General features: G+C 49.4%; 28 protein-coding genes. 7 read left to right on the top strand and 21 right to left on the bottom strand.

The genetic code is table 11. The features are described 5' to 3' along the window. The first annotated feature begins 50 nt into the window (after window positions 1-50). Window positions 51-2,195 carry a molybdopterin oxidoreductase family protein gene (locus AC0LWF_RS12400; RefSeq protein WP_474651843.1) on the top strand — a complete coding sequence of 715 codons (2,145 nt, stop codon included), beginning with the start codon at window positions 51-53 and terminating at the stop codon, window positions 2,193-2,195. On the opposite strand, the gene AC0LWF_RS12395 is transcribed toward AC0LWF_RS12400, so the two are convergent. Further along, window positions 2,192-4,288: a transglycosylase domain-containing protein gene (locus AC0LWF_RS12395; protein ID WP_474651842.1), complete on the bottom strand. Its 2,097-nt coding sequence runs from the start codon at window positions 4,286-4,288 to the stop codon at window positions 2,192-2,194. The genes AC0LWF_RS12400 and AC0LWF_RS12395 overlap by 4 nt on opposite strands. Window positions 4,289-4,436: 148 nt before the next feature. Continuing rightward, window positions 4,437-4,814, bottom strand: coding sequence for a VOC family protein (locus tag AC0LWF_RS12390; RefSeq protein WP_474652237.1), 378 nt, complete (start codon window positions 4,812-4,814; stop codon window positions 4,437-4,439). 690 nt (window positions 4,815-5,504) lie between these two features. Here AC0LWF_RS12390 and AC0LWF_RS12385 point away from each other — a divergent pair. Further along, window positions 5,505-5,801 carry a hypothetical protein gene (locus AC0LWF_RS12385; RefSeq protein ID WP_474651841.1) on the top strand — a complete coding sequence of 99 codons (297 nt, stop codon included), beginning with the start codon at window positions 5,505-5,507 and terminating at the stop codon, window positions 5,799-5,801. 88 nt (window positions 5,802-5,889) lie between these two features. Here the strand turns inward: AC0LWF_RS12385 and AC0LWF_RS12380 are convergent, their stop codons facing one another. The 4 genes from AC0LWF_RS12380 to AC0LWF_RS12365 are packed head-to-tail and all read right to left on the bottom strand — an operon-like array spanning window position 5,890 to window position 8,814. Further along, complete coding sequence (locus AC0LWF_RS12380) at window positions 5,890-6,471, bottom strand: histidine phosphatase family protein (RefSeq protein ID WP_474651840.1); 582 nt, start codon at window positions 6,469-6,471, stop codon at window positions 5,890-5,892. A gap of 14 nt (window positions 6,472-6,485) precedes the next feature. Beyond that, a complete protein-coding gene (locus AC0LWF_RS12375) occupies window positions 6,486-7,313 on the bottom strand; it encodes a nucleotidyltransferase domain-containing protein (RefSeq protein WP_474651839.1) in 828 nt (275 codons plus the stop codon). Further along, entirely contained in the window at window positions 7,310-7,594 is a 285-nt protein-coding gene (locus tag AC0LWF_RS12370; protein WP_474652236.1) for a stalk domain-containing protein, read from the bottom strand. Before AC0LWF_RS12370 ends, AC0LWF_RS12375 begins: the two co-directional genes overlap by 4 nt. A 38-nt stretch (window positions 7,595-7,632) precedes the next feature. After that, window positions 7,633-8,814 (bottom strand): alanyl-tRNA editing protein, encoded by a 1,182-nt coding sequence (locus AC0LWF_RS12365; protein ID WP_474651838.1) that lies wholly within the window; start codon window positions 8,812-8,814, stop codon window positions 7,633-7,635. 512 nt (window positions 8,815-9,326) lie between these two features. Between AC0LWF_RS12365 and AC0LWF_RS12360 the strand changes: the two genes are divergently transcribed. The 3 genes from AC0LWF_RS12360 to AC0LWF_RS12350 all read left to right on the top strand — a co-directional run bounded on the left by AC0LWF_RS12360 (window position 9,327) and on the right by AC0LWF_RS12350 (window position 12,183). After that, complete coding sequence (locus AC0LWF_RS12360; protein ID WP_474651837.1) at window positions 9,327-10,145, top strand: DeoR/GlpR family DNA-binding transcription regulator; 819 nt, start codon at window positions 9,327-9,329, stop codon at window positions 10,143-10,145. Continuing rightward, entirely contained in the window at window positions 10,129-11,430 is a 1,302-nt protein-coding gene (gene murA, locus AC0LWF_RS12355; RefSeq protein WP_488656654.1) for a UDP-N-acetylglucosamine 1-carboxyvinyltransferase, read from the top strand. Before AC0LWF_RS12360 ends, murA begins: the two co-directional genes overlap by 17 nt. Before the next feature lie 150 nt (window positions 11,431-11,580). Beyond that, window positions 11,581-12,183, top strand: coding sequence for a Gmad2 immunoglobulin-like domain-containing protein (locus AC0LWF_RS12350; protein ID WP_474651836.1), 603 nt, complete (start codon window positions 11,581-11,583; stop codon window positions 12,181-12,183). A gap of 109 nt (window positions 12,184-12,292) precedes the next feature. Here AC0LWF_RS12350 and AC0LWF_RS12345 read toward each other — a convergent pair whose 3' ends face one another. The 3 genes from AC0LWF_RS12345 to AC0LWF_RS12335 are packed head-to-tail and all read right to left on the bottom strand — an operon-like array spanning window position 12,293 to window position 13,818. After that, entirely contained in the window at window positions 12,293-12,547 is a 255-nt protein-coding gene (locus tag AC0LWF_RS12345) for an AAC(3) family N-acetyltransferase (RefSeq protein WP_474651835.1), read from the bottom strand. Window position 12,548: 1 nt separating this feature from the next. Beyond that, window positions 12,549-13,547 carry a phosphotransferase enzyme family protein gene (locus AC0LWF_RS12340; RefSeq protein WP_474651834.1) on the bottom strand — a complete coding sequence of 333 codons (999 nt, stop codon included), beginning with the start codon at window positions 13,545-13,547 and terminating at the stop codon, window positions 12,549-12,551. Window position 13,548: 1 nt separating this feature from the next. Further along, window positions 13,549-13,818 (bottom strand): hypothetical protein, encoded by a 270-nt coding sequence (locus AC0LWF_RS12335; RefSeq protein ID WP_474651833.1) that lies wholly within the window; start codon window positions 13,816-13,818, stop codon window positions 13,549-13,551. Window positions 13,819-14,520: 702 nt separating this feature from the next. On the opposite strand from AC0LWF_RS12335, the gene AC0LWF_RS12330 reads away from it, so the two are divergent. Both AC0LWF_RS12330 and AC0LWF_RS12325 read left to right on the top strand, forming a co-directional pair. Next, complete coding sequence (locus AC0LWF_RS12330) at window positions 14,521-14,673, top strand: hypothetical protein (protein ID WP_474651832.1); 153 nt, start codon at window positions 14,521-14,523, stop codon at window positions 14,671-14,673. A gap of 21 nt (window positions 14,674-14,694) precedes the next feature. Beyond that, window positions 14,695-14,868 carry a hypothetical protein gene (locus AC0LWF_RS12325; RefSeq protein ID WP_474651831.1) on the top strand — a complete coding sequence of 58 codons (174 nt, stop codon included), beginning with the start codon at window positions 14,695-14,697 and terminating at the stop codon, window positions 14,866-14,868. Between the two features lie 162 nt (window positions 14,869-15,030). Here the strand turns inward: AC0LWF_RS12325 and AC0LWF_RS12320 are convergent, their stop codons facing one another. The 12 genes from AC0LWF_RS12320 to AC0LWF_RS12265 form a co-directional block, all read right to left on the bottom strand. Beyond that, on the bottom strand, window positions 15,031-15,186 hold the full coding sequence (locus AC0LWF_RS12320) for a polysaccharide deacetylase family protein (RefSeq protein WP_474651830.1): 156 nt from the start codon (window positions 15,184-15,186) through the stop codon (window positions 15,031-15,033). Further along, on the bottom strand, window positions 15,183-15,371 hold the full coding sequence (locus AC0LWF_RS12315) for a polysaccharide deacetylase family protein (RefSeq protein ID WP_474651829.1): 189 nt from the start codon (window positions 15,369-15,371) through the stop codon (window positions 15,183-15,185). Before AC0LWF_RS12315 ends, AC0LWF_RS12320 begins: the two co-directional genes overlap by 4 nt. A 121-nt stretch (window positions 15,372-15,492) precedes the next feature. Then, a complete protein-coding gene (locus AC0LWF_RS12310) occupies window positions 15,493-16,572 on the bottom strand; it encodes a polysaccharide pyruvyl transferase family protein (protein ID WP_474651828.1) in 1,080 nt (359 codons plus the stop codon). A 9-nt stretch (window positions 16,573-16,581) separates the two neighbouring features. Further along, window positions 16,582-17,730: a glycosyltransferase gene (locus AC0LWF_RS12305; RefSeq protein ID WP_474651827.1), complete on the bottom strand. Its 1,149-nt coding sequence runs from the start codon at window positions 17,728-17,730 to the stop codon at window positions 16,582-16,584. Next, window positions 17,720-18,448: a glycosyltransferase family 2 protein gene (locus AC0LWF_RS12300; protein WP_474651826.1), complete on the bottom strand. Its 729-nt coding sequence runs from the start codon at window positions 18,446-18,448 to the stop codon at window positions 17,720-17,722. Before AC0LWF_RS12300 ends, AC0LWF_RS12305 begins: the two co-directional genes overlap by 11 nt. 30 nt (window positions 18,449-18,478) lie before the next feature. Further along, entirely contained in the window at window positions 18,479-18,670 is a 192-nt protein-coding gene (locus tag AC0LWF_RS12295; RefSeq protein ID WP_474651825.1) for a hypothetical protein, read from the bottom strand. Next, entirely contained in the window at window positions 18,667-19,101 is a 435-nt protein-coding gene (locus tag AC0LWF_RS12290) for a hypothetical protein (protein WP_474651824.1), read from the bottom strand. The genes AC0LWF_RS12295 and AC0LWF_RS12290 overlap by 4 nt, the downstream gene beginning before the upstream one ends. A 188-nt stretch (window positions 19,102-19,289) precedes the next feature. Then, complete coding sequence (locus AC0LWF_RS12285) at window positions 19,290-19,784, bottom strand: GNAT family N-acetyltransferase (protein WP_474651823.1); 495 nt, start codon at window positions 19,782-19,784, stop codon at window positions 19,290-19,292. A 31-nt stretch (window positions 19,785-19,815) separates the two neighbouring features. Continuing rightward, window positions 19,816-20,523 (bottom strand): DUF554 domain-containing protein, encoded by a 708-nt coding sequence (locus AC0LWF_RS12280; RefSeq protein ID WP_474651822.1) that lies wholly within the window; start codon window positions 20,521-20,523, stop codon window positions 19,816-19,818. Window positions 20,524-20,941: 418 nt separating this feature from the next. Further along, window positions 20,942-21,175 carry a winged helix-turn-helix domain-containing protein gene (locus AC0LWF_RS12275; RefSeq protein WP_474651821.1) on the bottom strand — a complete coding sequence of 78 codons (234 nt, stop codon included), beginning with the start codon at window positions 21,173-21,175 and terminating at the stop codon, window positions 20,942-20,944. A 35-nt stretch (window positions 21,176-21,210) separates the two neighbouring features. Then, on the bottom strand, window positions 21,211-21,624 hold the full coding sequence (locus AC0LWF_RS12270) for a response regulator (RefSeq protein ID WP_474651820.1): 414 nt from the start codon (window positions 21,622-21,624) through the stop codon (window positions 21,211-21,213). Between the two features lie 106 nt (window positions 21,625-21,730). After that, the gene (locus tag AC0LWF_RS12265) at window positions 21,731-22,498 is read right to left on the bottom strand and encodes a YheC/YheD family protein (RefSeq protein WP_474651819.1); all 768 of its coding nucleotides are present in this window, start codon (window positions 22,496-22,498) and stop codon (window positions 21,731-21,733) included. Window positions 22,499-22,511 lie beyond the last annotated feature (13 nt).

Here is a 22,511-nt window from a genome sequence, read left to right as displayed (position 1 = left end):
TCTTAAAGACGCAGCTCCCGCCGCCAGCCGAGCATAAAGGAGGAATTACGATGGCGCTATTGCCACTCACCGCTTCTGCATCCTCAAATGCAGAGCGGCTTCACTCTCACTGCTGTTACTGCAGCATGCAGTGCGGCATCGATCTCATCCGCGCCGATAATGAAGCGGGCTGGGAAGTAAAACCGAGCCAGCACTTCCCTGTTGCTACCGGTCGGTTGTGCCAGAAAGGTCTGAATGTGCTTGGTCATGCTGTCCACTCTGAGCGGCTTCTTGCGCCGATGCGCAAGGTCGCTTCGGGTGACACGGCATCGGCTTGGTCGGCGGCGAGCTGGGATGACGCGCTCAGCGACATCGCAAGCCGAATCCAAGCGATTCAAGCGCAATACGGGAATGACGCGGTATCCGTATTTGGAGGCGGTTCGCTGACGAATGAAGTGTGTTACCTGCTCGGCAAATTCGCCCGTGTCGCGCTTCGCACCAAGTACATCGATTACAACGGGCGTTATTGCATGTCTTCGGCGGCAGCAGCTCAGAATCGTGCTTTCGGCGTAGATCGCGGCTTGAATCTAGCGCTCGAAGATATACCGAAAGCGAAGTACATCATTCTTGCGGGCACCAACATTGCCGAATGCCAGCCGACGATGATCCCCTATTTGCTCGAAGCGAAGAAGCAAGGCGGCATCATCGTTACGATAGATCCCCGCCGCACAATGACTTCGAAGATCGCAGATATTCATATAAATCTACAGCCCGGGTTTGACTCCGTCTTCGCAAGCGGATTAATGCATGTCATTCTTGAGGAAGGCTTGTACGATGCAAAGTTCGTGGAGCAGCATACGAATGGCTTAGCTGACATCCGCGAAGCGGTGCGCCCCTTCTCTCCCGATAACGTGTCGCATTATACCGGCATACCGAAGGAAGTCATTCGGACCGTAGCTCGCGGTTTTGCGCAAGCCGAGACAGGCATGATATTCACGGCACGCGGAATTGAGCAGCAAGTGAATGGCGTTGAACATACGCTCAGCTACATTAACCTTTGCCTCGTCACAGGCAAGATCGGCAAGCCCGGCTGCGGCTTCGGTCCGATTACCGGACAAGCGAACGGCCAAGGCGGCCGCGAGCATGGGCAGAAGGCTGACCAGCTGCCCGGCTACCGATTGATCGAAGATCCGTCAGCGCGAAGCCATGTCGCATCCGTCTGGGGCATCGACCCAGAGGAGCTTCCCGGCAAAGGCGTCTCGGCGTATGAGCTATATGGCAAAATCCTCGATGGAGAGATTAAAGCGATGATTGTGCTTGGTTCCAATCCGCTTGTCTCCAGCCCCAACAGCGCACGAGTCGCCGAGGCTCTGCAGAAGCTTGAATTGCTCGTCATTATCGATATGTTCGCAACCGAGACCGCTGATTACGCGCACTGGATGCTGCCCTCTTCATCCTTCCTCGAAGCGGAAGGAACATTAACGAACTTGGAGGGTCGTGTCTTCCATCGCCCCAAAGCGTTCGAAACACCGGGTGAGGCTCTCGAGGACTATCTAATCATCGGCAAGCTGGCGGAGAAGCTAGGACGAGGCTCGTACTTTGCGTTCGATTCACCGGAGGCGGTCTTCAATGAGCTGCGCCTCGCTTCAGCTGGCGGTATCGCCGATTATAACGGCATGACATACACGAGATTGAAGGAACAGAAAGGGCTGTTCTGGCCTTGTCCAACACCAGACCATCCCGGTACGCCGCGCATGTTCGAGAACGGCGCTTTCTCGCACCCAGATGGACGCGCCAAGCTTCACGCGATTACGCCGATGAAGCCTGCTGAGACGACTGACCGCGAATATCCGTTCATCCTGACCACAGGCAGGCTCGGCAATCATTATTTGAGCGGTGCTCAAACAAGGCGAACAGCGGCGTTGCTGAAGAAAGCGCCTGTTCCTGTAGCCGAGATCCACCCGCATGCCGCTGAGCAAATCTTACTTCGCCCCGGAGACCGCCTCCGGCTGACAACGCGAAGAGGCTCGCTCGTCTTCGATGTGAAGGTGACACCGGACATTCATCCCACGAGCGTCTTCGTTCCTTTCCATTGGGGCGGCGAGCATTCGATCAATCTGCTGACGAACGATGCTCTCCACCCGATCAGCCGAATGCCAGAGTTCAAGGTATGTGCAGTCCGGCTGGAACGCACCGGTCAACCTTCTCCACTTTAATCGTCATTGTGCTTATCTCTCTTCTTGCCTGGCTTATGCTTTCCGTCAGGTCCATGTTTATCATGCGGTTTGTGATCATCCTTCGGTTTCTTTGGTTCCTTAGGACCGGCTGGATGATCGCGACCTGCGCCTGGATTCGACATCGCTTCATCTTTGTTCCCCTTGCCACCCTGATCGCCGTGTTTCTTCGTTGACAGCTGAGGAGCTTTTGGAAAATCCATCACTGGCTCGCCCTTCATCGCTTCACTCATAAGCGCGTGAAAGACAGCTGCTGCAGCCTTCGACGTCGTCGTTAAGTAGTGCGAGGCATCCGTATGATCATAGCCAAGCCATACTGCACCGACAAGCTGAGGCGTGTACCCGACGAACCAGTTGTCCTTAATCCCTTCGCCGCCAGTACCTGGCATCTCTGTCGTCCCCGTCTTGCCGGCAATCGGACGACCTTCGATAGCTGCGGCTTCGCCGGTCCCTTCCTGCACGACGCCCTCCAGCATCGAAGTCATCGTCCGCGCCACAGCTGAGTCCGTTACTTGAATCGGCTCTTCCGATGCCGCTTCGGCAAGCAGCTCTCCGTCTGCGGATTCGATACGAGCAATCGCATGTGCAGAAAACCGTTTGCCATCATTTGCAAAAGTGCTGAACGCATCCGCCATCGTTAGCGGCGAGACGCCTTCTTGTAAGCCGCCAAGCGCGAGTCCGAGCGTCCGATCTCCATCAGACAGCTTGATTCCAAACCGCTCTGCAGCGTCCATTCCCGCATCAATGCCCATCTCATTCAGCAGCTCTACTGCCGGGATGTTATATGAGTTGACGATAGCGTCATAGATGGACACCTCGCCGTGGTATCCGCCTCCGGCGTTCTTCGGTGCGTACCCGCCAAAATCAACCGGCTCGTCCATGAGCGTATCGCTCGGCAGATAACCGCGCTCGAATGCCGGCGTATATACGGAGATCGGCTTCATCGTCGAACCCGGCTGGCGCTTTAGTTGAACGGCCCGGTTAAATCCGCGAAACGGCTGCTCCCCTCTGCCGCCAATAAGCGCCTTAATGCCACCGTCACGTGGGTCTAGCAGTACGGCGCCGCTCTGAATGAGCTGATCTGAGCTGCTGTTAGGGAAGACGGACGCTTGCGCATAAACGTGCTCAGCTGCTTGCTGCATCTTCGTATTTAGCGTCGTATAGATGCGTAATCCGCCATGCAGCACTTCATTCTCGGACAATCCGTACTGCTCAGAAGCTTCGCGGATAATCTGATCCACAAAGTAAGGATACTTCAGTCCTTCCCCCCCGCTCGACTTAGCGCTGCCTAGTCGGATCGGCAGCTTGCTTGCCGCCTCATACGTGCTCGAGCTAATCTTGCCCTGATCTCGCATAAGCCGCAGTACCACATTACGCCGATCCTTCGCTTCATCCTTATGCTTGTATGGCGACAAAGCAGATGGCGCTTTAATAATGCCAGCGAGGAGCGCAGATTCCGACAACGTAAGCTTCTGGACGCTCTTCCCGAAATAGGTGCTCGCCGCCCGTTTAATGCCCCATGCTCCTTCGCCAAAATAGATCTGATTCAAATACATCTCCATAATTTGCTGCTTACTATAAGTCTGCTCGATCTTCTTCGCGAGCAGCGCTTCATTCCATTTGCGCGACCATGTCCGCTCTTGCGACAAGAAAACGTTTTTCGCCAGCTGCTGCGTAATGGTGCTCGCGCCTTCGACCGTTTTGCCGTTCGTTACATTCGTGAACAGCGCCCGCCCTATTCCCCAAACATCTGTGCCGTGATGCTCGAGGAATCTTTTATCCTCTACAGCAACTACAGCATCAATAAGCTGCTTCGGCAACGCGTCATAGCTCACCGGTTCAATCGTCGTGTTCAACTTTATCCGGCTTGCTTCTTTCTCATTATCGTCCATAATAACCGTTTCTGCCGGGAGCGGCTTTGCGAGCAGCGATATATCTTGCCTATTCACCAAAGTACGAAGCGTAAACCACCCAGCAAATACAACGAACGCCATGGCCAATGTAAGTGATACGACTATTTTCGTCCATCCGATTCGACGCTTTTTCTTGATCTCTTCCTTACGAGTACTATTCATCAATGAACCACCTGCTCTTCCAATCCTACTTAGGCACTCAGATAGTAGTTCGTAGAGCATGCGTATTTTCAGTAGGTTAGGACTACAAACGCAAAAAAATCCGCGGGATCCGCGGATGTAATAACACAGCTATGGCTTTATTCCTTCACTATTTCTCCATGACTGCGAAATAATTCGATTCATCGTCAGCAAAGTTGAAGCATCTGCCGAATGGCATCGTCACCAGCTCGCCGACTGTGACATTCTTGTTCTTCAAGTCGCTGTAGAATTGATCCAGATTATCTGAGTAGAACATGAGCGACGGTGTGCCAAGGTTCAGTTCAGGCGACATTTTCGCTACGAATTCTTTGTTATGTAGAACAATGCTTGTTTCCGATTGCTGGGACGGCGCCACTTCAATAAATCTGAAGCCTTCACCGTTATCCATTTCCGAAATGACGACAAAACCAAGCTTCTCCGTCCAGAACTCCTTTGCCGCATCTTGATTGTTGACATACACCATAATTTGACCGACTTTGCTTATCAGTGACATCGATGCTCGCTCCTTATTATTCGATTGAGGCTACCTGCTACTGTTCCTGCGTTATATTCTTCCACTCGGGTACTGCACTATCCTGCCACTCTTCAATTAAAGAGATACCCTTATCCTATTCTCCGGGCAACAGGGAGTGTTGCCTTGCCTGTTGCACAGCCAACTTCCAACAAACGATCACCTGGATTCAATTTTGCCACACGATCAGGTCATCGAACAATTCCTCTGGATATTCCGGGCGTGCTTGCTGATATATATTTGCAGCTTGTTCAAACGACTCATTTACTATTTTATTATCATTCATCGGGACCTTAACTCCTCCTGATTAATCAGAATTTACACGTTTACTCATCATAATCCCAGACAACAGATACCCGAATGAAGCAACAATAAATAACTTAAAAATGCACCCGACTCCTAATCATTGAGCCTACTACTGCAATTAATGCTGGTACTACAAGAAATAAAACAGTTCTAGTCAATACATCGTTACCTTGTGGAGCAGAATTGTATGGGTTAAAGAAGCACAGAATTATCCATAGCACAATCGTTCCTAATGATGAAAGGATACCAACATATCGCCAGCATCTCATCTAGCCCCTCCTTACCTGCCTGCTCGCTTAACGGAGTTATTTATAGTAAAATGTAATATCAGGCTACACTACATGATTATGAGGTGCATGAATGTCCATTAATTTCACGAGAGCAATCGTCAACAAGCTCCAGCGGGATATCGCTGACATAGAAAGCAACATCGTAACCGAGAAGAACAAACTAAAGAAAGCTCAAGCGAAGATCAAACAATTGGAAAGAGATATGAAACTAAGCCAGTCCCACAACGATTTGAGCAGCAAAATGACACGTATTAATAAATTAAACGAAGAGATTAAGATCTTAACTCGCAGCCAGGCTGATCTCGCCAAACAATTAGCGTCGAAGAAAGCTTCGCTTAGCCAGCATCAAGCCAAAGATCCGCAATAAATGACCGCTAACTCTCCCGATACCTCAACGAAACAAGGAGCAGCTGCGACCGGCAAACTACTCCTTGATCGATCAGCTGACTCGCCTGTTAATTGAACGACTCGCTCAAGTGTCTGGAACAATTATACAGTTCGCATTCCCATTTTGACTCGAGATTCAGAACAGTCATTGAAGTGTTTTTCAAGTGCTCTTCTGTATCTACATGCGGGATTAATCCCTTAAGAGTTACACCAAGCAATGCCCCGTGACTAACAATTAACACTCTTTTCCCAGGCAGAGACGTGGAGATATACTCAATAAATGACATTCCTCTCGACATGATTGTCTCGTCATCCTCGATACCTAGTTGAAGTTTTCCCCACTCGTCCCCCCACCTGCTTATTCTTTCATCCAAAGTCGTTCCTTCAATATCGCCGCAATACATTTCCCTTAGTCTTTCATCTGTTTTTACGTTTAAGCCCATTGTCCGAGCAATAATTTCAGCGGTTTCTTTAGCTCTTATAAGGTCACTTGCGAAAATATAGTCCCATTCCTCGCTCTTCAACCGGTTCGCCAACGACCGAGCCTGTTGTCTTCCTATATCATTAAGCGGTATATCGCTTTGACCCTGTACACGTTTCTCAATATTCCAATCCGTAACTCCATGCCTTATGAGTCCAATCTTAGTCATATTCCTCACATCCTCTACTCAATTCTCATTTTATTGTAAGAAGTCGAGATGCAGGCTTCAAGCTCAAAGTTATCACTCGCCCACTGACCTTCCCTCTTAAAGAGGTCCAGTACGGTGTCTCGGTCTGACGGGGGCTCATCTATCCATTGCTGCAGCGTTCGAATAACAGATTCCTTATCGCGATAATAGCGAATAATGACTTCTGACTGTTCATGAAGTCGAGTGGTCCAAATTTGAGATCGCAGCATCAGCATCGAGTAGAATGTTCGAATGAGTTTACGAGCAAATATCTGTGTAATGGTTATGAATTCCTTGTCAGTTGCTTGTTCTAACCGAGATATTGTCCTTGAAAAAACGTCAGGAATGTCCCCGTTGAAGCTAATTGCAATCTCCCATGTGAGCTTGTAAGGACCAAAACGCCCACGAATATCTTCTCCGTGAACGCAGACACACAGCTCCTTAAGAAAGGCCTGCTCATAATAATTTTCTGGAGCAAAAGCATGGTCAATGTTTCCAATCGCGATACCGACTTCACGAACGAGAGAGATATACTTTTGAGATAACTGACTGCTCAGGTTCTTTACTGCCGCTACCTCGCCAGGATTCAACTCTCCATCAAACATAGCCAGAATGTCCAAATCTGATTTAAGTGCGACAGCTTCACCTCGTGCAACGCTGCCGTACACATAGACACTGTGCAATTGACCCGGAAACAGCATGGTTAGTTTCTCAACCGTTTCTGTGATGCAAGGCAAGTATGCGCTAGCAATCTTGGCTAAACTTACATCGCTCACAATAAATCCATTGCGGTCCAAACCATAACCTGCTTGCAAATGGTTCATGTCTTTTCTCCATCCTTTGTTTTGGAATTGGAGGTATTGCTTGAGAAGGAAAAATTTATTTTCTTGAGATTGTTGTTCCATGTTAGTTTTGCATGAATAATTTCAGCAACCTGTCGTGCGGGAACATAAGTAATATCTTCATATCGTTCAATAATTGTATCCCTATAGATGCGTTTCTCACCGATAAGGACGGTGTTCCGTCCAACCTCATAAATATAATCTGTCCCCAAATAATGCACGGTTACTCTGTCATCATCCTCCTTTGATAGAGAAAACTCGATTCTAAACCTGCATTGTCAGCAATCGGACCATTTTCTCGTCAACCGACCATGCTCTTGAACTCTATGCTTGCGAATTCATAGAAAGCCAAAGCTTCGTTCAGCGTCCCAAAACCAGCCTGCGCCATAGTGCTGCTGCCTCCACCTTTGCCTCCGTACTCGCCAAGATGTTCCTTGAAAAATGCACCGCAAGAACGCTCGAATCGCCCGCTGTGCGACAATACCACTTTGAAATCCATAAGATCAGCGAGCAGCACGGGATCATTGGTCAATGAAGCGAGCTTTATTGCCAGGCTTTGCAAATCTTTCAACGACCTGTTCTCAAATTGATGAGCAATTATGCCGCTTTCCTGCTGATCCAATAGTTCTCGCGCGATAAACGAATCATTCTGCTCCTTGAGAGCAGCCATTTCCGTTTGAAGCTGTTTTTGCTCTTGCTCCCACTTCTCAACACGTGCGATAATTTCTTCTTTCCCAGAATTGAATTTTAAAGAAAGCTTCCCTATAATCCCCAAGCAATCGTTAAATTCCGTTAAGGCGCGATTTCCACATTTGAATGAAATTCGAGTATTTCCTCTGATCTTTTCCGTTCTTAGCAGCTTGATCATCCCGATTCCACCCGTAGATGAAACATGCGTTCCGCCGCACGCATTGTATTCCACGTTCTCGATTTCAACAATCCGTATTGTCCCCGACACTTTCGGCGACTTTACAAGCGGCAATCGGCTAGCCTCCTCTTCGGAAACCATATAATTAGCAATTCGGTGATTATCGTAGATAGCCTGGTTCACTTCCCGTTCTAGAAGGGATAATTGCTCCAGAGTCAACTCAGACTTCTCCACATCGATAGTCGCGGATTCGCTGCCAAGGTGAAAGCTTAGCGTCGTTGCATCAAATAACTTCAGACAAACCGCCGACAGCAGATGCTGGCCGCTATGCTGCTGCATATGATCGAATCTTCGCTGCCAATCGATCCGGCAGGACGCATCCGTACCCTCCGGCAGCCGCTCAACTTTATGCAGCACTTCATCTTCCTCGCTTATAACATCGAGAACAGCGATACCGTTAATCGTTCCCGTATCACAAGGTTGGCCACCCCCATGAGGATAAAACGCGCTTTCCTCCAAAAGGACGTACCATCCATCATCTCTCCTGAGCGACTTCGTAATTTTCGTCTCCCACTCGGTTACATAGGAAGAATTGTAGTACAGTCTAATCGTCATCGTTTAATCCCTTTTCTTTGGCATAGTTACTAACTCATTCTATTTTATCCTTTTGAAGCCTCTTTTCAACTCAACAGAATTATTGAAAGCACAAATATCCATACACAAGTAACCTGCCTCCATTTATGGATAAAGTCGTTATTGCTACACTGAACATGCAGGGCTAAGGGGGCGAAAAATGGTTGCGAATAACGAAGAAATACGAGTGGTCATTGGTTCTGGTGAATATAGTAACAACCTCGTGATGAAAATGGTGTGTTTCACTACAAGGAGTGGAATGTTTAAGGAAGGGTTCATTTACCGTTCCAAAAGATTTGATCATAGAAATAAAGGTGATAAGCTAGGATTCGTATCGCTTATTATAGATGCTGTGAAAGGCCTCGATACCAACAACACTGAATAAACACGAACAAAGCAGAACTAAACAGAATAAAATTATTGACAATGATGAAGGATACGGAATAGGATAGGAGCAGATTGTTCATATTTTCAACCAAGCCTTGGAGGTTAACATGCTCGCAGAGGAACGAAGGCAGCGCATACTCGAGATACTCGCGAAGGATGGTCGGGTGATCGCCCAAGAACTGTCCCAGCAATTCCAGCTATCTATTGACTCGATCCGCAGAGACTTAACCATTATGAAAGATCAGGGGCTGCTGCGAAAAACATACGGAGGCGCGGTTCCAGTCTACGATGCTCCATCGCGCAAGGTTCGCGACAAGCCGCAACCTAAGAACCTCCGTTACGGCGATGGAGCGCCGCATCAGAACGCCATATCCCAATTGGCCGCCTCATATATCCAACCAAACGATACAGTCTTCATTGGCGGCGCAGGCATCCAATTCGGAATGCTCAAGTATCTGCCGGCTGAGATGCCTTTCACGGTTGTTACCAATTCACTCACAATTGCAGAAAACCTCCGCATGATGCCGCAGATCGAAGCTTACTTGGTTGGTGGCAAGCTGCGCCCCGGAGGGGACAGCATGATTGATACAATCGCCCAGGAGATGATTGGTCGATTCAATTACGATATCGGTTTCATTACAGGAGGCGGCATCTCCCAGAAAGGGATCACAGTCGCTACCCCGGAGAACGCCGCGCTGATCCGCGCCGCCGCTGAAGCGTCGAATCGCCGGATATGTCTTGCCCCTCATGAGAAGCTAGGCGTTCGAAGCTTCGCTACTTCCGTCCCTCTACAACTAATTGACATCCTTATTACGGACCAAGGTGCTCCCGAGCACTTCATACAAGATTTCGAGAACCGCAACATCAATGTCATTATCGCAGATGAAAATTTGGCTAGCGGAGGCGCAGATGATGAAAGCCATTAAAGTCGAATGGACCCCCACTCTTCACGGCAGCGTACATATTCCCGGATCAAAGAATGCTTCACTTGCATTGCTCGCGGCCGTCTGCTTGGCGGATGAGCCGGTTACGCTGCACGGCATACCTGATATCGCGGATTTGCGGATCATATATGAACTATCTCAAGATCTCGGAATGCATGTCCTACATGAAGGTTCAGGCACTGTCGTTATGGACCCGCGTCCAATTACGAATGCCAGCCTTGACCCCTTCAAATCCTCTTCCTTCCGAGCAGCTTATTATTTCGTCGGCTCTTTGCTGGCGAAGTTCGGCAAAGTGAGTGTCGGTTACCCAGGTGGTGACGACTTCGTCAGCCGCCCGATGGACCAGCATGTGAAGGCACTACAAATGATGGGCGCAACGTTCACGTTTCATTCGGACTACTATACAGTTGAGGCTAAGGAGCTTCGCGGCACAACTATCTACTTCGATATGATTACAAGCGGCGCCACCATTAATGTCATGCTGGCAGCTGTACGCGCGAAGGGAACTACCGTTCTATTGAACGCGGCTCGTGATCCTGAAGTGACGGATACGGCGAACCTGCTGAATCAACTAGGCGCCAAGATCACAGGAGCCGGAACCGATACGATTCGCATCGAAGGCGTCTCTTCGCTCCACGGCGGCGAATATATCGTTATTCCAGACAGGCTCATTGCAGGCGCATTCCTTATGGCTGCCGGCGTTACTGGTGGATCGGTAACCGTCCAACAGGTTATTCCTGAGCACCTCTCTTCCTGCATGGCAAAGCTCCGCGAAATCGGTCTCGAGCTGGACGTACAGGACAACGCGATCACTGCGCATTCGAACGGAATTCTTCGCGCTGTACGAGTCCGTACAGCTATGTATCCCGGATTTGCAACCGATCTGCAGCAGCCACTGACCGCACTGCTCACACAAGCCCGCGGCAAAAGCATTATCGGGGAGCGTATCTACCCGAATCGCTTTAATCATGCGCATCAGCTTGTCCGCATGGGCGCAGACATTAAAGTCCGTTCCGGTGTCGCTTCGATCCAAGGCGGCAAGCCGTTGCTTGGAGCGCTCGTTCATGCCTCGGATGTTCGCGCGGGAATCTGCTTGATCCTCGCCGGAATGCGCGCGGAAGGAACGACGACGATCGCTGGCGTGCAGCACATTGAGCGCGGCTACGAGGATGTCATTGGCTCCTTCCGAGCCCTTGGCGCTAATATCAGCATGTTCGACAGCGAAGAGGAACTCGTGCGGGATGTAATGCTAAAGCGAAGTAACTAACATATGCAAAAGAAGCCTGCCATCGCGGCAGGCTTCCTTTGCATTTATAAACAAGGCCGAAGGGGTAAACGTGCTTGTCTCCCGCATAGGATGATCTATGTAACCTAACACCAAATTTCGGGCTATGGCCTAAGAAAAGAGCGTGAAGCGATGAAGAGCTTGCGTGGAGTTCGCGGATTTGTTATTGGTCTCCTTAGCGGTTGCATGTTGATGCTGGCTATGCCGACGATGGCTGCGACGGTGAAGCAATTTGCGCTAGGTGAGGCGCCTTATCCCATTGAAGTGAACGGATCGACCTATGAGAGCGATCAGCTGCCGGTGATGAACTATAAAGGCAGCACGTATGTGCCGCTGCGCGCAGTAGGAGATCTGCTAGGCGCGACCGTCGGCTGGGATAGCGCTCAGAGACGGGTCATCATTACGTACGGGGGCGGTGGACCGATCCAGAACAATGCGTTCCGTAATGTGCAGATCACGGGGAGCGGTGGCAAATACACGGTAACGGGCGAGGGCAGAGTTTTTGAAGCGACGATGAGCTATGCCGTAGAGGACGGGCACAATTATTTGCTAGAGAAAAACTACATGCTGAGCGAAGGCGCACCGGCTTGGTCGGCTTTCAAGCTGGATATCTTAATTCCGGCCAATAAGCTGCCAAAGAACGGCACGTTAATGCTGCAGCTATTCGAATATAGCGCCAAAGACGGCAGCAAGGTGAATATTTTAAATATCCCGCTGGAGACGTTCGAGCAGTAAAAACCGTTCTCGGATGCGGTGAACTGAACATCCTAACATGCGACTGACATCACCAAAAGGATGTTATAGTTCACCGTTCCCCATCATCACAATATGGGCCCTCCAAGAATCACATCGTTACCCAACTATAATCTCTATAACCGTTTCGCATCGGTCTGAGGTCAATCGGTGGAACTTCTGAGTAGATCCAAGAAAAGGTGGGAACTACAATTGTGCACCCTTGATCCAGAAAACATTGAACGATAGTCTCTGCCCCACCGTCAACTCGTCCGAAGGATCGGAGGGAAGAATGCACGCAAATTGGTTTTCCTGAAAGTCCTAATTTCCTGATAGCATATGTAATATCATCACTAGTAACTATCATTTTAGAACGAATAATAGACCTCTTTCCCCTCTAGAAACGGCTTCCATATCTTCTCGCACGCTTTCTCGGCATGTTCTTTAATCCACCCGTTTCGCTCCGGATCGCGTATAAAAAAGGTGTAGCATAATAATACATCCATAATAATTAATCCTTCAACGATCCTTAAGCTGTCAGCGGTGAACGCTGCCTTCGAAGCATACCCCTCTAAGAACGAATCTCTCACTCCACTCTTCAGAACAGTCGTTGCGCTGCCTATATCGAACAAGTAATAACCGAAGCCGGATAAACAATAATCAATGAAACAGGGGATGCCGTCACCCATAACGACATTATTTAACTGAATATCGGAATGAATGAGCCCCCATGTATCCTTCTGCGCATCTAAGTAGTGGAGTTGGTCCTTTACAACCGCACACACTTGAACAATAACCTCATACAGCTCCGGGCTGAAAACCTTATTTTCTACACCGTATATGAGTTCATTCATGGTGAGCTCTATTTTCGCTGCATCATAGATAGGCCGTTCGAATTGCTCGGTGGCAGTTAGCGTTCGCGTAAATTGATGAAGAAGAGCCAGTTGTTCACCTAACTTATATGCGATTTCTGAGTTGCTGCTATCCTCCGCTGTCAATAAGGGACCTTCAATCCACGAAAGCAGCGTTGCGTAACAAATCGAATCTCCCAAAGTGGTTCGAGATACATATTCGTTAGATCGATTAGCAACAGGAACCTGCACTTGAAGATCGCTATTCCTATGGAGCTCCTGAAGCAAAGTCACTTCCGCTTGCAGACCCTTGGGCGTATGTTGAATGCCCGACAAGCCTGCTGTAACTGGGCTATGTATTCTGAGCAAATAGCTTTTGCCGTCTGCCTTGTCCGTCGCTTTGTAAGTTAAATTTTCATTATGTCTAATAAATTCCAGCTCTGGATCTGTTAACCGATATTGCGAAATGACTTCCATTGCCAATTGATCGTGGTTCATCGTTGTTCTCACTTTCATTTTATTTGATGTCTTTTGAGAAAAGCTCCAGCTTTACAGAGAAACTATAGCCCATTGACTCAAGTAAAAGCATATTTTCCTCATCACTCGCATGTACAAGCGTTTCAACTTCATAACCTATACCAATTAATGTATCTTGCCCGTCGAAAACGCAGCTCATCTTCTGATGTTCATAATCTTTGTTAAATTTAAAAAGCACCCATGCTTTATGACTCAATTTGTCAACCTGTTCCTCTAAGCCAGCGCGATAAGGCCGAACGGTTACTGGCACTTGAATCATCCCCCTGTCTAATTGCTACGCAAAGGATAACAATTGAAGCAGGTTTAAGATATATAAGAAATGTCTAGAGTCGTTCTTTGCACAATATGCTCTTTGAGCTTTTATAGAGCATCATTCATCCTCGCAAATCTTTTAATCAAACGTTCTACTACTGCTTCATTTACAATAAACCCGATAGAAATGCATATCCCCATCAGCAATCCGTTCCAGAGCGACTCTGCAAAAAATAAGAAACAGCAACTAGAACCGTTATTATGATCAAACACGTCATGAGTTTTCGGATAGCGGTAGTCGGCCTAAGCTGGTTATTCATATAGTCCCGTTTCTGCATAGATCTGAAGGACATAAAAAAACCAACAACCACAACCCCAGACCCGTCGACCCAGTCGGCAGACTTATCAAGCAGATGGTATGGAATGTAATAAAAAAGTATGGTATTCACAATAAACAACAGGAGCAGGATGTTCTGCTGCCATGGCTTCAGATTCGGCGGTGCTGTGTGTCGTAAGATTGGTGCCACTCCGACCTCCATTGGATGATTTTCCCACCATTCCCATTTCACCACAGCCCGATAAATTTCCTGCCCGCACAAATTTTATTCGGACTCCTGTTCCTCCCCCTGTCATTCGCCTACGCGTTAGGAGCACGTTCCGCATAGGCTGTTATCATTGAACGATACAAGGGGCAATTCGGATGGCAAAGAGAATAGACGAAATTCCAGCATTGCCGGAGCTGAACAATATATCGGCCGATGACCTCGCTTTGCTCTCTGCGGTCATTCTGGTCATTGGCGATTTATTTGGTTTATTTGCTGTGTTGAAAGCTCGCACGGAGAAAAATGATTAGTACGCCTGGGGGCGATCACAGTTGGAGAATAATAAGCAGGTCACGGCTGACGATCTTGCGCGGATATCGGCATCATTGAGCATTCTTGGCTATAGCATTGGGTTGCTCGCACTTGATAGAGCCGATCAAGAAAAACGTAATAAAGAATCCATGTCTGCGGCGATCAACTATTTGTTCAAACGATTTCAACGATAGCTTGGGCTCCCTGAGGCAAAATGCTGGGGGTTGGTAATTAGGTAAGTTGGTTGAACTGCAGCGGTGAAAGCACATATAGGTTCTCTCGGGTGCGAATTGCTGGACCAATGTTAAAAAAAGGCTGCCATCATCAGATTGGCAGCCTTTCCTCATTTCACTTATTTATCCGATCCCGATTGGATTAGCTCGTTTAGGCTCAAGGCTCCACATAATCGTCTTCATGTCCTTATCATGCAAGTAATGCGGCAAGCTGAATAGCTTCTTCCCATAGGGAGGCCGGAAATCAATCTCACCTGTATAGCCCGATTTTCGAATCAATTCGTTCGTTTGCTCGAGGGTAACAGCTTCTCAACATTCTCGGACGGGCCATCATCGAAGGTGAGCGCGACCACTTTCTCCTCTGTCTTGATATGATTGATAATACCGCCATAAAATTGGAAGCTTCGGGAGTTCATCAATTTCAGCGCGCCGATAAGCAGCAAGACTAGTACAAGCAGCGTCACGGCTGATATCCAAAATCTTTATTTCAAAGGCTGAAACTTCCTTTCTATTCATTCGAGGTATGCTCGCTCCTATTTTAACTCGTTCCCCGCTTCGTTGTCATTTCAACACTTCTGCATCAGGTTAGAATAACCGCTCCCGAAACGGCGTAATCAACGATTGATATGACGCCTCTCGCCCCGCTTCCAGCTTGCTTTTGAACCCTTCCCGCCAAGCCGCAACCGCTTGGACTTTCTCCGTCAGCTTCTCGGCCAATTGCAGGTCACTCGAAGGGATGATCCAATCGGCTAAGTCTAGCCCATGCATCAGATCGAAGCACTTGAACCGGTAACCGATGCAGATGAACGGAGCATTCGCCGCTGCGGATAACAGATTCGCATGGAGCTTGAAGTTAATTGTCGCTTCGAATCCAGCGATCAGCCGCACATACTCGGATGCGGAGTATACTTTAGAATCGAGAGTAACACGCTCATCACTGCCAAGCTTGCGGTACAATCTTGCCAGCGCCTCACCGTCAGCACCCCAGACCGAATAGAGATGAAGCCTAAACCCTTGCGCTAACAGCGAGCGGCCCGCTTCTGCAAGTCGGTCCTCGACTAGTTCCTCATTGCCGCCGTAGAGCCGGTTATACGTAGTGCCCCAGTTGATGCCAATTGTCCGATGCTGCCCCTGTCCTGGATCGCTTCCGGCCGACTGCAATGCCGACTCTGGCTTCAGCGCGTTCATCAGCATGGCGGGATCTCCGCTGATAGTGATATGCTTTGGTAGAGCACCCAGCGATTCTGCATAGTCCTTCGTCCAAGGCCCGCGGATCCCGCAATAAGCGCTGTTCTCCATTATAGCTCTCAGCTTCATTCGATACTGCTCGCTCTCATTGGCTGCCTCCGGCACTAGCTGTCCATCTGGCGCAGTTTCCAGTTTATGAAGCCGATCATGGCCGCTGCCCCAGATGATGATGGTCTTCCCAAGCTCCAGCGCATCATGCACCAGATCGACATAGCCTGGAACGATCAGCGATCCGCCGCCGAGAACGATCGTATCGTACTGGCTTACTTTCTTCCAATCCTCCTGCGGAAAAGAAGGAATAACCCGATATTCCTCCTCCTTCAGATTAGCCTCTGCCATCGCCTTGAACATCTCCCACATCCACTCATCTCCAAGGTTGTTGAAGCCGATCCATCCTAGATACAGCACCTTTCGCATTCGTCACAATCACTCCATTCCGATCAAGTTTTCGCCAAGCAACGAATAATACAACTGCTTCATCTGAAGCGCTTTGTCACGGATATGAAAATTCTCCCGAGCCCATGCTTGCCCTTGCCGGCCCATCTCCTCGAGCCTAACTTCAGATGTAAGTGCTTCGCTGATCGCTTCTCCGATTCGCTGCTCGGTAGGACGTTCCTTGGAGTCATGGTCGCCAAAATAATACTTCCACGCCTCGTCATGTACAGACTGTTCCACGAAACCAAAATATCCGTGATTGCCAATCGCCAGCACGGGCTTGCCGCAAGCCATCGCCTCCAGTGCAACTCGTCCGGTTCCGACAACAAGATCGCCTAGATTATAGTAATCTCGCATCTGCATTTGACTGCCTACTAGATGAACGAAGGAAGTACCGCATTCGAGATTTACCGCCTCTGCCAACTCGGCAATAGCGGCAGCTTGGTTGCCAGTACCTGCGATAACGACATGAAGGGGAATCGTTCCGTTTAATTGAATGGTGCGAGCAGCTCTAACGAGCATTGCGCATACGACCGCCTTATCCCACGCCAGGCGGGACGCATAGACGACCACCTTCTTCCCGTCCGGAATGCGAAGACCGGCACGAAGCACGCTTGCGGATTCGGAACGATACTGTTCAAAATCTATACCGTTCGCGATCACATGCGACGGTATGCCTTGGCGAGCTAAATACGCCTGGACCGGCAGACTAACGCTGATGAAAGCACTGCCTGCTGCTTGCAGCTGCTGTAGCTGATCTTGCGGATAGTAAGCGCCATGTACCGTAAACACAACCGGGATGCCCAGCTTTCTCGCCGCTTGCGCCGCATACAAGCCGGATGGCGTTTGGTGAATATGCACCAAATCTATCTTACGGCTGCGCATAATCTGAGTAAGCGTACGTTCCGCATGCTCCTGGCGTGCTGGATCCTGCAGCTGCTCCGCCGTTAGATCCACGCGATGAATCGGACACCCTGCACGAGCAAAGGCTTCGTACATCACACCTGTTCCCCCAGCATATACAGGCATGACGCCGAGCGACGGGAAAGCTTTCACAAGGCTTAGCACATAAGTTTCCGTACCGCCGACGGCCAAGCTATCCATCACCATCAGTAGCCGAATCCGGCGATTATGCCTCATGGTCCTTCTCCTTCTGCGACTTGCCAAAATAGGCACGCGAACGCTGCTTCTGATGCTTGCGGTAGTAATACAGCACCTCCCGCAAATTGTCCACATTTCTCGCTCCTGGTTTAATCACTTTTGCTATAAACTCGTAATCCTCCGCCCCTTCAATTCGCCTAGTATGTCCACCGATCTGATCAAACACCGTGCCTCGGAACATCGCGGTTCCGTGACAGATGCAATGCCCACCTTCAGCGTAGACTTTCCCGATCTGAGTGCCGTATTTGAGCCAATAGACCGGCATCCGGCGATCCGGTTGTCCATCCTCGAACACTTCGTAATTCGTGCCAAGCAGCTCGATCTGCGGGTTATGCTTGAGATATCGAACCTGTTTGGCTAGCCGCTCCGGATGTGACAGATCGTCTGCATCCTGAATCGCGATAAACTCGCCTTTGGCTAGAAACATCCCAGCAGTGATGGCGCCGGCATAACCTGCATTGCGCGGTAGCCGAAGCGTATAAATCCCCTTGCATTCTCGCAATGCTGTCTCTTTGCTGTTAAGCCAATTCAGCACATACTCGTAAGAACCGTCAGTAGAAGCATCATCGATGACTATGAGCTCCCAATTCGAATAGGACTGGCCCAGCAGGCTTTCCAAGCAATCCGACAGATAGGGAAGCTTGTTGTAGACAGTAGTGACAATGCTGACAAGTCCCGGTACACGTTGAAACGTCAATTTTCTCTCCTCCCTTACTTACCACAATCTCTATAACAGCCGAATATATGAAATAAACCGCAGCTGAATAATTGCATAGCTGCCGCTTTCATAGCCGAAAACCTCCGATGTGCGGAGTGTCAACGCTGCGCCATCTACCGACACAAGCGTTCCTTGAATCGTTTCCAGTGCAGTTGCGATCTGAACCTCCTTATTCACGAGTGATTGCAGCTCTTCAATCATCGTTCCACCTGCTTCCCAGTTAGCTGAAAGGCGACTAGCTGTTCCAGCGGCACGATTACGCTCATTCCGCCATGTTCGCGCACGACTAAGAAATCCTCGCCCACCTTCGCGATTGTTCCTTCGACTGTCCCGGCTGTTGTTGACAGCTCAGCTGGTTTGCTTGTGTACGGCTCAAATACTTGCCCCAGCTTGTACAAGCTAGGTGCGACGGCATCGCGCTGCCCCCCGTTGTCGATTGAAGCCAATTCTTCTTGAATCGCCTTGCGCAGCTCAGCGATAAGCGTTGATGCGTCTTGCGGTTCCATTACTGGTTCCGAATCCACGTCCGGCTCCGATGCGACCGGCGGCAGTACTGCCTTCGGCCTCATTAACAGCCGGGCAAGCCCGTCAAAGTATTCCTTCAGCTCTTTCTCGTTTACGATAATTTTCATCGCTCCTCCATCCTCCAATTCCATGCAAAACTTCTATTTTTCATACTTACTAGCGTATACAGATAGGAGGACGAGCGAATGGGACAACACACCAGCATCTCTGAAATGTTCGTATGGCAGTACAAGACGAAAAGACACCTATCCCAAATGATAGGTGTCTCAAGTAGCAGGTATAGCTGTCCCTACAATCACAATAATTTCTCAAGCTCGATCTCATCACGAATCGGAATATCATAATAGCCAACCAGCGGAATCGTCGTCTTCAGTTTTCTTGCCTCTTCAATCGATCCCGGATAGATGGCACTCATTCGATACCCGCGACGTTGGTAAAACCTCATTGCATCCACATTGTCGTTCGTTGTAATCAGGCAGATGCGATGAAGTCCAGCTTGCTTGACCCTATCTTCTACTTCGGCAATTAGCCGGGTTCCAATCCCTTGCCCTGCAACGGTGGCATTGATACTGGTCAATTCACCATCATGATCACGAATTTGATAGGTAGCTGCTCCGACGCGCAAGCCATCAGCCCGGGCGATGACGGCTTGGAAATCCCGAAGTTGAAACTTCTTTCCCCTCATGATCATATCTTCGCCGCCCCACTCCGTAACCCACAAGCTCCGAAGCCATTCCACATCCTGATCGTTTGCAGGAGACAGTACTTGAATAGTGCTTCTGCTATCCACGCTCTTCACCTCTTTCTGACGATATACCTGCTTATCCTCCGAACCATCTTAAGATCGGCACGAGCAATGCGCCAATAACGATGGAAGGGAGCAGATTGGCTACCTTAATCCGCATCACATTCAGTATATTAATCCCGATGCCCATTATGAGAATCCCGCCGATAGAAGTCACTTCGACGATCATCGCATCGAGTATCGACTGTCCCACCCACGTCGTAATGATCGAAGCCAGCAGTGACAGGAACCCTTCGTACAACAGGATTGGCACAGACGAGAATAGCACTCCGACCCCGAGCGTGGATGCAAACAACAAGGCTAAAAATCCGTCCAAAATCGACTTCGTGAACAATATATTATGATTGTTATGCAGCCCGCTCTCAATCGATCCAAGCACGGCCATCGCGCCAATGCAGAAGACGAGCGTCGTCGTGACGAAGCCTTCTGCGATATTGCTATGCTTATCTTTGGAGATAAGCTGTTGCAAACGATCTCCTAGTTGTTGCAGCCTATGTTCGATTGCAAGCAACTCGCCAACGATTCCTCCGATCGCTAAACTAAACGCAACCAGGACGAAATTATCGGACTTCAGCGCCATCCCGATTCCAAGTACAAACACAAGCATCCCGAGTCCAGCCATGACGGTCTTCTTCATCTCTTCTTTGACACGAGGGAGGACGATGCCAAGCGTACCTCCCCCGATAATTGCTGCTGCGTTAATGACCGCCCCTGTCAAAATCACTTTGCTCTCTCCTTTGCACAACCACTGTTAATCATCAGTAAACTCGACTTCCATTGCCGCAAGCTTCCCAGCTCTTATGGCATTAATGGCGATTCTAACATGTGTGTTTCCTGTTGTACATGTTGATTTTGCAACATAGAAAAACCGCTCTCGGAAAAGAGCGGTTTTTGAACTATCGGACTCCGACGAAGAGCGCTAGTCATAGTTTTGTGTTAGTCTCTTTCAATCACTTTCTTCTCGCCTTGCGCTCTCTTCGCTTTCATCTCGAATATCGTCTGCGTATGGTCGATGAAATCCACCCGTTGTCTTCTTGCTTATCACTCTCTTTGTGAAGCGGAACTGTGGATCATTAGAATTATGCCAACGGTAAGCGAGAATTCTCTCGTTAACCGGGTTCTCGTTCGTTTGAACATGACGCTCATTCCCCACCTATCGTAAGCCGGTAGCCTGCGCCATAGACGCTTTGAATACATTTTGCATCATAGGGCCCGTCCACTTTCTTGCGAAGTAATTTAATCGTCGCATCGACAACATTCAGCGTTACATCCGACCCAAGTCCCCAGACCTGATCGAGCAGTTGCTCCCGCGAGAGCACTTGTCCCGCATGGCGCATTAAGCAGACGAGCAGTTGAAACTCACGCCGTGTCAGCACAATTGACTCTCCTGATTTCGTTACTTCGAACCGGCTCAAATGCGCGGAAATTTCTCCAGGACAAGCGTATCCGACGTTTGATAACCTCGATCCTGACGTCGGGACAACGCGAACAATCGCGCTTCCAGCTCCTCGAATGCAAATGGCTTGATCATATAGTCATCCGCCCCAGCGCGCAATCCTTCCACTCGGTCTTGGACGGCGTCTCTGGCTGTCAGCAGAAGAATCGGAGTATGATCCTCCCTGCTGCGAATTTCGCGCACAAGGTCGAGACCAGTCATCTCGGGCAGCATCCAATCGAACACATATACGTCATAACGGCCCGCCGCAATCGCTTCCTTAGCCTGCAGACCATCCTTCATCCAATCGACGACATGATATTGCCGCTTCAGCTGATGCTCAGTTAGTTCTCCGAGCGTCTCATCGTCCTCAGCCAGCAAAATACGCATATTCTTCCTAACCTCCTGTAACGATATCCATAGAGCTTAACTATACCAATGAATTCTGAAATAAACATGAAAAAAGCCGTGCCGTCAACAGACGGCGACAGCCATTTCATCTTGTTCGTCCATAATTTCTGCCATACCGCACAATCGTGCGATACAGACTCTTGTCGCTGAGCGACTTGAGCGCACTGAAGCTCGGACGCGTGTTTACCTCGAGAATCCACAGCTTCCCTTGACGGTCGAGCGCCACATCCAGCCCAAGCTCATTGAACTTCTTGCTGCGCTTGTCGAAGCAGTGCGCGGTTTCCATACCGAGCTTCCTCAGCTGCTTCGTATAGCTCGCAACCTGCGACTTGTTGTAGCCTGTGCGCCGCAAGGTCGGCTCAACTAGCGCCAGCTTGCCGCCCTGATGATAATTCGTCACGACTTTGCCCGGCTTCCCGAGCTTGACGAACATCACGGTCGGCACCCATTTGCGTCGTTTGGACCGCTGCATCGTCATGCGGAGATCGAATGGACGGCCGCGGCATGTACTCAGCTTGATACCCATCTGGAGCAAATAGCTCTTGTCGCGGGCGATTGACTTCAGCTTGCGGTATAACGCGCGCCTTGAAGACAACTTTGCCGAACGCAAATCCTTCTTCACGTGGAACGTACGGCCCGAGCTACGAATAATTCGCGCAATTCCTCCGCCACCTGTTCCGCCAGTCGGTTTGAAGTATACCATCTTATATTTGCCGGTCATTTGTGTAAGCGATTTACGCGTAAATGGCTTTGTTTCAGGAACGAAGCGTCTTAAATTCCGGTCTGACAGCAACCATTTGGTCTTCGTCCACTTGCTCTTGATTGAGAAGCCGCGGCCGCCTTTTCGAGGCATTCCATCATCTCCT

The organism is Paenibacillus sp. sgz302114 (assembly GCF_056120345.1).
Note: the sequence above shows the minus strand (reverse complement) of the source record. Positions and strands in the feature narration are given on the sequence as shown.